General features: G+C 61.9%; 15 protein-coding genes. 6 read left to right on the top strand and 9 right to left on the bottom strand.

The window, feature by feature from the left end; genetic code table 11:
- Nucleotides 1-57 precede the first annotated feature (57 nt).
- Complete coding sequence (locus RVU70_RS21325; protein ID WP_363352296.1) at nt 58-2,157, bottom strand: relaxase/mobilization nuclease domain-containing protein; 2,100 nt, start codon at nt 2,155-2,157, stop codon at nt 58-60.
- A gap of 233 nt (nt 2,158-2,390) precedes the next feature.
- The gene (locus RVU70_RS21320; protein ID WP_363352294.1) at nt 2,391-2,810 is read right to left on the bottom strand and encodes a hypothetical protein; all 420 of its coding nucleotides are present in this window, start codon (nt 2,808-2,810) and stop codon (nt 2,391-2,393) included.
- Between the two features lie 324 nt (nt 2,811-3,134).
- On the opposite strand from RVU70_RS21320, the gene RVU70_RS21315 reads away from it, so the two are divergent.
- The 3 genes from RVU70_RS21315 (at nt 3,135) to RVU70_RS21305 (ending at nt 5,383) form a co-directional block, all read left to right on the top strand.
- Nucleotides 3,135-3,668, top strand: a complete 534-nt coding sequence (locus tag RVU70_RS21315; protein WP_363352292.1) for a hypothetical protein — start codon at nt 3,135-3,137, stop codon at nt 3,666-3,668.
- A gap of 90 nt (nt 3,669-3,758) precedes the next feature.
- Nucleotides 3,759-4,568, top strand: coding sequence for an AAA family ATPase (locus RVU70_RS21310; RefSeq protein WP_363352290.1), 810 nt, complete (start codon nt 3,759-3,761; stop codon nt 4,566-4,568).
- Nucleotides 4,568-5,383, top strand: a complete 816-nt coding sequence (locus tag RVU70_RS21305) for a hypothetical protein (protein WP_363352288.1) — start codon at nt 4,568-4,570, stop codon at nt 5,381-5,383. The genes RVU70_RS21310 and RVU70_RS21305 overlap by 1 nt, the downstream gene beginning before the upstream one ends.
- Nucleotides 5,384-5,870: 487 nt before the next feature.
- Here the strand turns inward: RVU70_RS21305 and RVU70_RS21300 are convergent, their stop codons facing one another.
- The 3 genes from RVU70_RS21300 to RVU70_RS21290 form a co-directional block, all read right to left on the bottom strand.
- Entirely contained in the window at nt 5,871-6,317 is a 447-nt protein-coding gene (locus RVU70_RS21300; RefSeq protein ID WP_363352286.1) for a DUF1772 domain-containing protein, read from the bottom strand.
- Nucleotides 6,318-6,546: 229 nt separating this feature from the next.
- The gene (locus RVU70_RS21295; protein ID WP_363352284.1) at nt 6,547-6,882 is read right to left on the bottom strand and encodes a single-stranded DNA-binding protein; all 336 of its coding nucleotides are present in this window, start codon (nt 6,880-6,882) and stop codon (nt 6,547-6,549) included.
- A gap of 626 nt (nt 6,883-7,508) precedes the next feature.
- Entirely contained in the window at nt 7,509-8,627 is a 1,119-nt protein-coding gene (locus RVU70_RS21290; RefSeq protein WP_363352478.1) for a helix-turn-helix domain-containing protein, read from the bottom strand.
- Between RVU70_RS21290 and RVU70_RS21285 the strand changes: the two genes are divergently transcribed.
- Nucleotides 8,544-8,996, top strand: coding sequence for a hypothetical protein (locus RVU70_RS21285; RefSeq protein ID WP_363352503.1), 453 nt, complete (start codon nt 8,544-8,546; stop codon nt 8,994-8,996). The two genes, RVU70_RS21290 and RVU70_RS21285, sit on opposite strands and share 84 nt — an antisense overlap.
- A 291-nt stretch (nt 8,997-9,287) precedes the next feature.
- Here the strand turns inward: RVU70_RS21285 and RVU70_RS21280 are convergent, their stop codons facing one another.
- Nucleotides 9,288-10,001, bottom strand: a complete 714-nt coding sequence (locus RVU70_RS21280; protein WP_363352282.1) for a transglycosylase SLT domain-containing protein — start codon at nt 9,999-10,001, stop codon at nt 9,288-9,290.
- Entirely contained in the window at nt 10,001-10,459 is a 459-nt protein-coding gene (locus RVU70_RS21275; RefSeq protein WP_363352280.1) for a hypothetical protein, read from the bottom strand. The genes RVU70_RS21280 and RVU70_RS21275 overlap by 1 nt, the downstream gene beginning before the upstream one ends.
- A gap of 483 nt (nt 10,460-10,942) precedes the next feature.
- On the opposite strand from RVU70_RS21275, the gene RVU70_RS21270 reads away from it, so the two are divergent.
- Both RVU70_RS21270 and RVU70_RS21265 read left to right on the top strand, forming a co-directional pair.
- Nucleotides 10,943-11,425 (top strand): helix-turn-helix transcriptional regulator, encoded by a 483-nt coding sequence (locus tag RVU70_RS21270; RefSeq protein WP_363352278.1) that lies wholly within the window; start codon nt 10,943-10,945, stop codon nt 11,423-11,425.
- 268 nt (nt 11,426-11,693) lie between these two features.
- Nucleotides 11,694-11,969, top strand: a complete 276-nt coding sequence (locus RVU70_RS21265) for a hypothetical protein (RefSeq protein ID WP_363352276.1) — start codon at nt 11,694-11,696, stop codon at nt 11,967-11,969.
- A 135-nt stretch (nt 11,970-12,104) separates the two neighbouring features.
- Here the strand turns inward: RVU70_RS21265 and RVU70_RS21260 are convergent, their stop codons facing one another.
- Together RVU70_RS21260 and RVU70_RS21255 are read right to left on the bottom strand one after the other, a co-directional pair.
- Nucleotides 12,105-12,473 carry a hypothetical protein gene (locus tag RVU70_RS21260; RefSeq protein ID WP_363352274.1) on the bottom strand — a complete coding sequence of 123 codons (369 nt, stop codon included), beginning with the start codon at nt 12,471-12,473 and terminating at the stop codon, nt 12,105-12,107.
- 11 nt (nt 12,474-12,484) lie between these two features.
- Entirely contained in the window at nt 12,485-13,024 is a 540-nt protein-coding gene (locus tag RVU70_RS21255) for a hypothetical protein (protein ID WP_363352272.1), read from the bottom strand.
- Nucleotides 13,025-13,093: the final 69 nt, after the last annotated feature.

The following is a 13,093-nucleotide window of genomic DNA, read 5'->3' as shown; positions in this document are numbered from 1 at the left end:
GCTCACCGCATACGGCGTGTGCTTCTGCCGAGTGGCCGATCAACGGCTGCGATTTCCTCATCGTTCGATCTCAAGGCCTGATGTCTCGCCGGCAGCTTCCTTTTCCGCCGAAATTTGCCGAAGCTTTTCCATTTGTTCCCGGCGCAACGCCTCGAGCCGCGCATCGACAGCGAGCGAAGCCGCGAGAGGCGCCGCGGCATTGGCCGCCAGCAGACGCTGGGCCTCCCGGGCCGCGTGCGCGCGGGCTTGTTCATCCGCAGCCGTCCTCTCGGCTTCCCGGACGATGAGGCGAGACGTGTCGATATCGCGCGCGCTGGCCGGCATCGGATTGGCTGCCGCCTCGATGCAACGCTCGACGGCTTCGGCGCTTTCCACGAGCCTCTGCGCGCTGATCGCTTCGCGTTGTTCGACGCGAGCGATGCCCCCGGCCTGTTCCACGACAGGAGCAAGCGCGGCCTGCGAGGATTTGGCCTCGAATACCCGCTGCATATCGACGCGCGCCGCAAGCTTTTCGAGATAGCGCCCCGAGCGCTCAAAAAACGCGGCTTTCGTATCCGCCGGCAGGACGGCACCGACCTTGTCCACGGCTTCGTTCAGCAGCTTGAGGTCGGATCCCATTTGCGCGGCGGTGATCGGCATGGCGCTGCTCCTCGTGGTCTGGGTGATGAGAGCCTGATTGACGAGCGTGGCGATAGCTTGCCCGGCGGCTTGAGAGAATTGCATCCGCTGGGCAAGAGCGCTTGCCGTCGCGCTCTGCGGTTCCTCCCGCGCCAGCTGTCGCCACGTCGAGGCCGAGTCGTTCGCGACGGCGAGCTGACGCTCCGAGGTCGGCATGCGAATTGGATTGGTGTGCGCGATCTCGATGCGCCGGCGCGCATTGTCGATGAGCGTCTTGTTCGCAGGGTTGCTCGCGTAGGCGCGATCGCGCGCCTCTCGACCCGGCCGAGGATAATCGGCGGCGTCGACAATCGCCTTGTCCTTGGGGCCATAGCTCTGCGACGAGGCGCGCTCTGCGGCCGAGGTCGCAACGATCTTTATCCCTTGCATCTGGGCGTGCTCGGCAAAGGCCTCGCGCCAATGCCGAAAATCCTGCGGCCCAGGATGAATTTTCACGCCCTCGGCGTCCCGGACAGCGACGATCACATGAGCGTGGACATGCCCAGCGTCAGCCTTGTCGGTGTGCACGCCGAACATAAATTTATGCTCGGCGAATTGCTCATGGACGAAGCCGCGCACCGCGGTTCTGAAGGCGTTGACGCCGACGCCGGCCTTGGCGGAGACGATGAGATGCATCGTGTCGCGCGGCTTGAACGAGCGCAGATCCCGCCGCCAAGCCCGCGACTCTGCCTGGATGGCGCTTGGGTTGTCGAGAAGGGCGCCGCTATCTGAGGCCGCCGCGTCATGCTCCTGGAGCCGCGTCAGGCGATCGACGACGCTCGTGGGGCCGTTACCGGGCGCGCCCGGCTCGAGCACGATGCGATGCTGGCCGATCCCGATCGCCGCCTCGATGCGCGCCTTCATTCGCGCCTCGGATTTGGGCGCGAAAACGCGAGCTTCAAAACCCTCGGCGACGTCGCGTTCGGTTACGTAGAAGCGTCCCCGCGCGTCCGTTTCGCCTTCGCGGAGCGTCCCGGCGAAGGCGACGACGGCCCGCGCTTCGATCGCGCCATCCATCAGGGCGTCGATGCGATAAGCGTAGCGATGCCCGGCAAAGGCGGCCGACATCGCCTTCTCCAAAGCTCCCCGGTCGGCCGGCGTATCCTTGAGGCCCATCACCTGGAAGCGCACGCTGGCGACGTCCTGGCTTTCCTTGCGCGGTTCGAAGTCCTTCGCCCACTCAGCGATCTCGGCGTTGATCGCCGCGCGCCCCTTCAACTCGACGCCGTCCTGGGTTTCGAGAAGGGCATCGTCGCGGTCGACATAATTCGCGGTCGCCGAGGCCCGCGCCGAGCCATGCGCATAGGAGACGACCTTGACGACGGCCGGTTGATAGCCTTGCGCCAAGGCCCGCGCCCGTGAGATCAGCGGCGCGCCCCGACCGATCACGGCGGGGGAAGACGAGCCGTGGACGCTTAGGCGCGGCGGCTTACCGCCCTTGGCGGAGACGTCCGGCAACCGCCGCCGCTTCTCTTCATCCTCCCCGCCCGTGATGGTCATTCCGCGTAGAACGCGATCCGAGGCCAGGGCGCGCGGGGCTGGCTCCAGGGCCGAGACCCGCGAATGCTCCAATGAGGAGGCTGTTGACGGCCCCAGCCCTCCGGCCCTATCAGGCCGCTCCTCGAGTCCCCGCTTCTCCCGCGCCGCGCGAGATCGCCGAGATGCGCCCGCCGCCAGAGCGAGCCGGTTCATTTCCGCCACAAGAAAGGCGCGGAGGTTCGCGCGAGCCTCGCTCACGACGCCTCCGTCCCAGGAAGCGGCTTTAAGCCCGCGGCGCGCCGAACCCGCGCGCTATAGGCGCCGGTCATCTCGTGCACGAGCGCGGTGATCTCGGAGAGCGCCCGGTGGATGGCGACGAAAAGCTCCTTGTCGTCGGCAAGCTGCGGCGCATAGCCGAGATTAATGCCCTTGACGATCTGCGCGATGTTGCGCCCGCAGGCGCGTAGTTCCCGGGTTGTCGCCGCGAGCTCCGTGCCGTTCTCGACGCTGAGCGCGGGCCCGACGTCGATGGACGCGCGCACAAGCCGGCGCAGCAGATCGGACTTCCCGAGCCCGAAGATGGCGCAGGCTTGTTCGAGCCGCTCGAAATCCTCCAGCGAAAAATCCGCCTGGACACGATGCTTCGCGATGTCGGGCTTGCGCGGACGGGGCACGGCGATCCTGGGGCAGGGAAACGAGGGCGGGCGCCTTTGCTTCTTGTATATTTTATACCATACTCACGAAACCGGTATCTTGTCAAACCAGGAAACAACCAAAACGCCCGCTACCCCTCTCTTTATCAGCATTCTATCGCAATTTTGTCCCGCCAACGCGTCTCCCTTCTTTATGCGCGTTGTCTCACTTTACACTTTAGCATATTGATAGATGCTCCGGTGCGTACCCGAAATGTATGCGCAGGCGTATCGCGCATGCATCACGACAATGCGTCGATGCGTCTCCCGAATGTCCGAGTATAATGTCACAGAGGATTCGCGCGCATGACGCAGAGACACACCGAAGCGAACTGGGCGCAAGCCATCGCCGATTTGCGCGAGGCGCCCGCAAAACCCCGTGGCTCAAAAAGCCTCAGGCAGGCGATCCAAGCCGCGATAGACGACGTCATGTCTTGCCGAGAAAGGGGACATACAGACAGCGATATCATCGCGATATTCGCACGAAACGGAATTCAAATGAGCCTGCATACGTTTCGCCAATATGTGCGGCAGGCCCGCCGCACGAAGGCGCAGCAAGCATCGGGGGCAAGCGGCAAAGCCGCGCGCGCATCAAATGCACATAGCCCCGATATCTTCAGCCATGCGCAGACAACAAAGGCAGAAAACAGCCGCGAAGCAGACGCGACGAGACCGGATGCGCCCGTGGCGCAACGCGTCGATACGCCCGTGACGCCGCCGGCGATATTGCGCGCGCAGGACGCTCCGGCGCCGATTTCACAGGCTGTCACAAAGCCACCGAGACAAACGGGAAAGACGGCCGCTGAGGTGCTCGGCCACCGCTTCAACGAAGACGTGTAAGTGGAAAGCGGCAGGTCAGCCTCGGATGGGGTAGGCGCTCGGAGGATTCTTCTTTATAGTTTAGGAGAATATAGGCTCTGGAGGCAGCGAATGGCGTCGAACGGCAAGCGGCGGGTGGCGTTGATCGCCAACGAAAAAGGCGGCGTTGGCAAGTCCGTGTTCACCCGCGCTTTGGTGGATTGGCTGCGAACGCAGGGAGAGCGCGTCCTTGCCTTCGACGCGGATGGCTCGATCGGCGCAACCATCCGCGTGCTTGGGACGCGCGAGGCGGAAGGGTCCCTGTCCAAGACCCAGGATCCCGCGGTCGGGATCGGCTTCTACAATGGCCGCAGCGACAACGAGTGCAACGTTCTGCTCGACTCGATCGCCTCCAACGATCCGCTTTACATCCACGATCTCGCCGGCGGGCTGCTCGCCGACTTAACGAAGATCGTCGACGACGGCGAGGGCCTCTCCGGCCTGCTCGACGCCTTCGCGACGCATGGCTGTCGGCTGACGGTGTTCCACGTGATCTCGCCCGACATCGGTTCCGCGCAATCCGTCGCCCGCTGGCTTGATCTCACCGGCGCGAGCGTCGACCATGTCGCCGTCGTCAATCTGAAGCACGGCAAGCCGCCAAGCGACTTTCCCTTCTGGTTCGGGTTCCGCGACGCCAAGGGCGAGACCAAGGGCGGCGGCACGCGGCGTCGCCTGCTGCAGGAAGGCGGGTTCGAAATTGAGTTCCCCTCGCTGCAGAGCGGCACCTTCGCCAAATTAGACGCAGAAAACATTCGCTTCTCGCACGCGCAAGCGGTCGGCTTGCTGACGATTACCGAACAGGCGCATGTCGCGAAGTTTCAGCGTGATTTCGCGGCGATGATTGCGCCGGCCCTCCCGCTGCTTGGGCTGGAAGGCCCCTGATGGACGCGGGCGCGAAGTCCCGCTTCGATAAAGCCGCGGAGGCGCTCAACGTCGATCCCACGGTCCGTGAGACGATGTGGCGGCGGATAGGCGATCTGCAATTGTCTCCCGACGACCCCACCGTCGTGTTTTTGGCCGTTGCCGGCGTGTTGGAAAAAGCTGCAAGCGATATTCCGACAGCGCTCGCGGCCTTTCCGCAAAAGATGCAAGATGCGGTGAACGAGGCTCTAGTTCCCTTGGCGACTGCGGCGGCTGCGGCCGCGCGGCAAACCGTCGCCGACGAGATCGCAAAAAGCGTCAAAGAGACCAAGAGCGAAGTTCGGCAGGCGGCAACGCTTGCGCTGCAGGAAATTAGCAACCGCCGCGACGGCAGGCGAAGCTTTCTTTATTTTCTGGGCCTGTGTCTTGCGGCGACTCTCGGCGTAGCTTCAGGATATGCTGCCGGTCGTGTTGACCAGGCTGGGATTCGGCGAGGCGTCGAGGCGTTGGCTCTGCGCGCCGACGCGGAGAGCTGGGTTTCCTTGATACGCGCCAACACTGATTTAGCCCGGTCGTTGCGAGAGAACTGCAGCGCTGGTGGAAAAGGCGTGTATCTCGTTCAAGGCGCCCGGGCTTGCGCGTTGCCGCTGTGGCTTGACGCGCCGCCCGGAGCGCCAGCGAGCGCCGGTCGACGCACGGTCACAATTCTAAGCTGGATCGACCGCCTACCCACGGCCGTGTGGGTCGCGCTCGGCGTCGCCGGCGGTTTTCTCATACGGAGGGTGATCTTGGAATTCGGCGGACAACGCTCGGTGCGGTGGCTGCTCGAACTATGAAAGATGGGAGGTGATAAAGTTCATGTGCTCGGGCCAGCCAGCTGCGGCGATTTGTCAGCCTCCCCGAAGTTGGCTTCACGATAAGATCTTCATCCAACAAACAAAAAGATCGGGGCAACCATCGGGAAAATCGCCTCGAATGCCGCGGGGAGGTCTGACATGTGCTTTTATTTGGAAGGACGGTTGATCTCCGATGGGACGCATTTCAGGGTCGACGACAAATATTTGACCATTGAGGCTGCGCTTGAAGCGGCGCGGAATCGACTCCGCTACGAGGCTGCTCGTTTCTGGATCATGGACCATCAACAACGGCTCATATTATCCTTCCAAGAGGTGAGGGACCGGTTAGAGGCGCTATCGTTCCCCCCTTCGACCCAGGAAACCGCAGGCCAAGCATAGTCCAGAGAGCGGCCTACCCTTAGCTTCGGTAATTCTCGAAATTGAACGGTTCGAACCCGAGACGCCGCAGTTTCGCGCCGCGCGTTCGTTAGCAGGTGCTATGGCCGACTTGCAGGGCGGCAATCAGATATAGCGACGTCGCCACGGCCCCAAGAACGGATCTGCCCGCATGGAGGCGGCCCCAACGCGTGAGAAGCAGCCTTGTGTCGCTAGACGCCCCGGTCGAAAGCGATGCTTCGAGGCGATGATTAACGGGCATGATCACGATCAGTGTATAAGGCCAATTTGCGATGATAAAAATCGCGCCGAAAACCCAAGTCATGACCCCAGTTGTCCACCACGCGGCGGCGCCGAGCACGCCGGAAATCATCGCAAGCGAAGCTTGCATAGCAAAGCCGCGCTTGTAGGCCGGACCCCATTGCGCCAGAGCGGCCCGGTCATCGAGACCCAGCCTTGCTGGCTGCTCGGCAAAGCTTACATAAAAGGCAGCCCCGAAGAAGGTTGCAGCCGTCACGAGCGCAAGCAATCCAAACATGTTTCCCGCCTTGCTCCGTCTGGAAGAAAGTAAAGCTTTTTCCCCGCCGATCGTCTGAAATGCTTAGGCCTGGATAAGCGAATGGCAAAACGCCAAGGTTATGATGGCGCAGTGTCTCGCGACCGACCTGCTGCGCTAAAGAGAGCGAACGACGATTCTTTCGGCCTTGCAAGCGAGATGGCGCGCCGATGCGAGAGGCGAGGGCCACCCCGTAGGGTGGCGCTCCATTTCACGCGGCCGCAGATTCGGCGGCCTTCTTTTTCGGGGCGCGGCTAAACTCGTCGCAGATCAGCTCGACCACATAGACGGTCTCGCCGTCGCGCTTGAAGCTGTTCTGGCGCAGGCGACCCTGCGCGCGGACGTAGTCGCCGGATTCGACGTTTTCGGTCACATATTGACGCGTGTTCTTGTCGAAAATCACGATCTCGTTCCAGTCGGTCTCGTCCACCCATTGGCCGTCCTTCTTGTAGGAGGCGTTGGCGGCGATCGACACGCGGATGTTCTTCTCGAAGGTCTTGATCTTGCCGACGCGGCCGAGGATGTGGAAGCGGGCGAAGTCGAACATCGTCTTTCTCCTGGTATTCGCGAAGGAGCCATCCCCTTCGCTTATGTCGCGCAAGACGGGCGGCACAGGGCAGGGCAGAGCCCGAGCCGAAGGCGAGGGGCCAGCGAAGCGCCGCGCCACGCCCGGCGACGGAGATTTTGAAAGGGCGTTTGCGCCCGAGCGCGAGGAATTGCCGCTGCAAGCGGCAAGGGGAAAATGTTCGGCGGCAGTGGCCGACGCACGGCCCGCCGGACGTATGCGTAAATGACTTAAGCGAAAGGGGAGGCGTCTTGGAGCTTAGGAGAAAGCGCTCGACGTCGCCATCGGTTCGCCCCGGCGGCCTCGGCGACGGACCCTCGATATGACTGCGCGTGATGCAGCCGGGATTGAAGCTCGGCATGGGTCGGACGCTGCTGGAACGCTTCACTTTCGTTGTTTCGAAATTCGTGACGAATGTGAGCTCCGATTGAATCTACCAATGATCTTAGCCGCGCGGGCACGGACCAAACACGGCTCAGCGCGACCGATGCGATACTCGGATTCGGCCTCCCAAGAGGATCGTCACAGCCATCCGCGCAACGCGGCAACCGAAGCGCCTGACCGCCCGCAAAAGGGCCGCGGGCTAGGAGGAGGCACCCCTCATGCTGTCATCGGCGCCCATTGCGCTCGCGCCGGCGGCGCATGGCGACCAGCTCCCTCTCGAGCGGATGGCGGCCACGCTCAATCTCGCGGGCGAGCATGACGAATAGCCCTCCCGGAGAGCGTATCGGCGTGCCGCCGCGTTGTTCCCCATCGGCATGACGCTGAACGACAAAGAGGGCAAGTAGGCCGGCGTTGACGACTCCGAGACGCGTCGAGGCCGCGTCAAAAGCGTGGCGAGCGAGGCCGCAGGCCCGAATGAATTGAGCCCCCAGGGTCGCCGCGCGCTCGATCGTCGTGACTGTTCCCCATTCGGATAGCTCAGGGCAGGCGGCGAGCCAGAGCGGGAGGTCCTTGGGGATGGCTCGGTCGGCCGCCTCCAGCGTCCGTTCGCTTCGCCGAACGTCGCCGCCCCTCTTTTCTCGATAAGCCTCATTGCCGGAGTCGCGGGACTGGTCGAATGGCGTTACGGAGTTGAGGCGAGAGGCGTTGCAATCTTCGATATAGGGTTTGGGATTTTGCTCTGAGTGACGGCCAGGATGGCCGGCAGAGCGGGGCGTTTGAGTGGAATGATCGCGCCGATAGCGGATTTCGCGAGCTTGCTCGGTCAACGCAACATAGGCTTCGATCGCCGCGGCAAATTCCTCTGGCGTGGCGTCCTTCAAAGGTGTCGCCACGCCCTTCGAGCGCGCCAGAATCTCCGCATAGGCGCCGGACGGATCCTCGGCGCACAGGTCGAACAGCGCGTTGTGGGCGGCCGTGAGGTCGTCGCGGAGCTGCCGGCGCACACGATCTTCAATATCGAGGGCGCGAGCGCGCTCCGCAAATTCCGCGGCGCGGGCGTGCAGCGGCGTCAGATCGAAACCACGAGCGTCGACGATCTCGCCTTCGGCGTTCGAGATCGGGAAGCGCTTCCCATTGGCACTGTCGCGCATCACGATCAGACCGCGCTCGCGAAGCTTTACGATCGTCCGACGGATCGTGCGCTCGCTCATGCCGGTTTTCTTCTCGATCTGCGCGTTCGACGGCCAGCATAGCAGGCCATGCGCCAGCTGCTGCTCGCCAAAGCAAACCGCAAGGCATTCGACCAACTGACGTTCGCTGCGGTCGAGGGCGAGCGCACGCACAGCATTGCGCGCGGCTTTCAAAAGCTCCTTGCGCGAGACCGCGAAGAGAGGCGCGTCAAAAAGCTTGCCGACACGCCAGCTCGCCGCGCAATCGCGGCGACGGCCTGTCGCGTTCAATTGGGCATGGGTCATCCTTTTGCTCTCCGCGCGTTGAGCGGAAAGCAGGCAAAGAATTTCCGTGGCGCGAAATGCGCAAACCTCTTGCGTAATGAGAAAAGCCCGCTAAAATTCCAAACACGGTTGGTGTTTGGCTGTGAAGGGATTGCCGTCCCTTTTAGCGAGCTGTTCGAGAGGTCCGGCCTTCGCGCCGGGCTTTTCTTTTTTGGGGCCTGCTTCCCTCCATGCGATTCTTGCGACTACAGTTTATAGTTTAGTAGAATCAGAAAGGCCACCCGCCAGCTCCCTTGGCGGCGGGGGATCGTCGTGGCAACGGCGCGCGCCGATGCTGGCCGCATCCTGAAAATCCCAAGCGCTTGAAAAAATCGGAGACTGCGGCGCGCCTAAGTGGCGCAGGGTTGAACGCCGCCATTCCGTTCAAGGTCAAAGGCCACGAATCGATGGCGAGGCGTCGGCGAGACTTCTGCTGGCCAAACTCACAAAAGCTCAGCGCCGCCCCGGTCAACGGCGCGGATGCGATGCCCGCACCGTCCAGAGCGCCGCTCAGATTTGCGTTGGCGCCACGACGATGTCGCTGCTGGCGAACGCGGGCGGTGCGCCGAGGCTCGGCAACGTCGTCGAGGCGTTCGGCGTGGCCGAGGACGCCACCACGCCGCCTGCGGCGTCGGGGCAACTCGAATTCGAGCCCGAGGAAGAGCAAGTGCTCGTGGCGGAGGCCAGAAGCGAAGGATCGCTGTGGAGCTTTCCGTAGGCGTTCTGCACGCCTCTCGCCCAGCCGGCCTGCTCGCCAGGCCGCGGCGAGCCGTTGTAGCACGCCGAGAGACAAGAAAAGGCCGTATCGCCGCACTTGTTGTCGCATTGTTTGAGCAGCTTCATGCCGCCCATGATGTTCTGTTCGTTGATGTCACGGTTGTAGCCGAGGCTGTTTCCGGTTCGTTGCGTGAGCTGCATCGGACCTTTGACGCCGGTGTCGGATCCGGCGCAGGAGTTGAAGCCTTCCGACTCGTGATAGGAAACCGCCAGCGCGAGATCGACGGGCACGCCCTGCTGCTCAGCGGCTGCGGTGATCATCGCGACATTGTTCGGCTGGTTGCCGATCGCCTGCTGTAACGAGCCGGGGTTGAACTGGCCGAAGCCCTTTGAACACAACTGGCTGAGTGGCGTGTTGTTTTTGAGAAGATTGTCGCCGTTGGGACAGTCGCTCGCGAAGGCGAGCGTAGAGGCGAGCGGCAGGAGAAGCAGAGCGGCCCGACGCATCATCTCGCCCCGCAATAGTCGTATCGAACACCATTCATGGAGAAGGCGTTTCGCGAGAGGACCGCGATCGTCACTTCCTTCATCGTCTTGGAAGGGTCGCCCTGAATTTGCGCTATCGTGGGATAGTTTGCTCCCTGTCCCTCAATGCAGGTCTGACGATAGCGCGCGTTTTGCCCAAGCGCCTGAGTGAGGCATGCCTGGTAGTGCGGCGAGAAATTCTTGCCGTCAAAATCGATCGTACCGCCGCCGCCAAGGCCGTCACACCCAACGGTCGCGGCGACATAAAGCCCCGGCGCCAAACGGTCGCGATCGTCGGCAAGCGCTCTGTTCCAGGGCGCGGAAAATATTATGCATAAAAACGCGCAAATGCTCAGATAGCCACGAGATACACCCCGATGAACCCCGCTGAAATGAGTAGGCGCTAACGCCCCCTCGCGCGAAAGAAAAGGTCGCGACATGATCGGCCTCCTGAAAATTTGCCCGCAAACGGCCTGGCTCGGAGCATAGCGCACCGAAGCTTCTTATACTATATTCTTTAGTAGAGCATCGACAGCCGCTCACCCTGCTTGCATAGGCGGCATCGGAAGCGAAGCGGTTCTAGGCCACGCCCGAGCATTGACGGCTTTGCCGCCTGCGAGCAACCTGTTCGACAGACCGAAGCTTCAGCCTTAAAATTCAGAGGCTTACAGCCTCCGAGGCGCGCCCTCGATCGACTCCCACAACGCCCCGTGAGCTTGTGAGGCCTTACCGGGAAAGGGCGGGTGGGGAAGACAAAGGGCGGTCCAAGCTTTGCCTTGTCATAAAGGATAACTCAATGATCTTCTGCCAGGAAAGAATATGATATATTTTAGGCGAAAGCCTGACGGTAATGTGAGTCGCTCGTTTCGGGCTCGGCGCAAGGCGTCACGGTTCGTCATTCGGGGAGGGGAGGTAAAACAGTTATGGCGATGCCAAAACAACAAGAAGGCGAAGACAGAGATTCTGTCGCAACCGCCTTGTTCGCCATTATTTTGCAGCGAAAAGCCAAGGAATATCCCAACCTCAAAACCTTCCTCGACAAGATCGGCATGTCGATGGCCGCCTACTACAATTTGGAAAAGGGCATCGGCAATCCGACGTTTTGGACGATCGAACGGACCGCCAAAGCGCTGAACCTCACGGTTTGGGACATGCTCGGCATTGACGAGAAGGTCATGCGCGCCTGGCTCGCCGGCCAGAACATCGATCTCGACCGGCTGACGCAAAGCGTCGAGGCGCGACGTCAGACGCGCTCAAAATTTGGCGCAGATCAATTCGCAATCACCCCGCCGGCCTCGAAACCCGTCGAACGACCCGCTGAGACGAAACCGTCCGCCGCCGACAAGCCCGCTTCGGCGTCAAAGGCAAAGGCGACACGGAAGACCAAGTCGCGCAAGAGAGCCTAACTTCCGACAAAGTAACGCAGAAAATGGCTCCGGTCGCGCCAGCTACTTCAGCCAAGTGACTCTTGCTGAGCCTTTCGCTGCACGAATGTCGCCGGCGCCAAGCTTTGTCGGCTGAGAGAGGCTGCGTCGAGTCGGCAACAGGAGAGGAGACCGCAACGAGACAGGGTGTTTTGACTACGGGAGCGCAGACGCCCGCAGAGGCGCTTCTCTCGGGGCTTGCAGTGATGAATCGCTTTGGGCCGGTGTTAACGGCGAATGGAGGTTAAAAATGATTGCTTCTTCTCCCATGTTGGAACAAAGCGCAGAGAAGACGCGATCCGCCGAAGAGACAGTCAGTATTCTGAATAATCATTTCGGCCCAGACGAATGCGACCGATTGGCGCTGATCGCCATCCTGATCGGAAAAGCTGTTTACGAAAAGGAACCGAACGAAGCCCTGTTCTGGTGCTCCGTCTTCGCGCGACGCGAACGCAATGCGCTGAGCCAAGCGACGCGCCGAGAATTGCAAGCGTTGCTCGACGATTCCACACGTTGGCCATTCTGAACTCTTCGAAAGCCTTGACGGCGGCTGCGAGGCCTCTCGCCGGGCAGGGCGCTATGGCGCCGCGCCGAGAAGAGAGGCTGAAATCCTCGCCGTCGTATCCGACTGAAAGAATCAGAGACAGTCGTCGACACGCGCTCAGCCACGGCGCTTGTTGATCCACCACGCTTCGACGCTCTGTTGATGGCGTTCGGCCGCGAGCCGGCTTGCCTCTTGTGCGACATGCGTAAGGCGTCCGTCCTCTTCAAGAAACTCGATCCGCCGCGCCTCCTCCTCCTCTGAAAATCCTCGCCTCTCGCGGCGTCGGCGCAACAGGGCTCGGCATAACGCCTCCGACAGGACCCCCGCGGCGAGGCTTGCAACCGCAACCACAAGCGCGACGCACCAGGCCGCAAAACGCGCATCGAGCGAGGTGACCGGAATGACGAACAAGCTGGCAAAAGCCAGAAGAAACAGCCATTCCGACCAGTAGTAGATTGCGTAGGAAACGGCGTAGATCCGATGCATCGTGAGAGGCCTCAATCGGGGTAGAGCGGCACGGTTTGCGAACACTGCTCGACGACACGGCGCCCAAGGATGACGCCAAGCCTGATCGATTTCGTGACGACATCGTAGGATGTGTATGAGGCGGCGTAAGACAAGTTCGCCATGATTTTCCGCGCCCCAGCGCCTGGTTCGAGATAGCAGCCTTTGGCCTCTCTGAGCGTCGTCGAGGTCCCATTCCAAACAGCAAGCCGCATCGGACACATCTTTACCGAAAGGTCGCTGCTCGGATCTCTCGCCACGGCGACGCAATGGGTGGCCGTATCGAGAATGCTCAGGAGCGCGACCTTATCGCCGCCGCGCACGAGCGCATGCGCTTCGCGCACTGGCGCATTGCCGAGCAGAAAACGCCGATCTCCCGCAGCGAGATAGGGGCGATTGTTGCTCTGGATGACGTCGGCCCAAAGGTCGGCATAAATCCGATCTTGGGGCCCCGGAATTTGCAGGTCGCGATAAACGATCGGCCGCCAATTTTCCGGATGGGGCGTGAGCTCCTGCGCTTGGGCCGTCGTCACCGCGACACAAAGCGCCGCCGCCAGCAGGGCGCGTCGGCGTTTCAGGGCGGAACGATTTGGCGGCTGAGG

This window comes from Methylocystis echinoides (assembly GCF_040687965.1).
Classification (GTDB): Bacteria; Pseudomonadota; Alphaproteobacteria; order Rhizobiales; family Beijerinckiaceae; genus Methylocystis; species Methylocystis echinoides_A.
The sequence above is the reverse complement of the archived record's forward strand: the minus strand, read 5'-3'. Positions and strand labels throughout refer to the sequence as shown.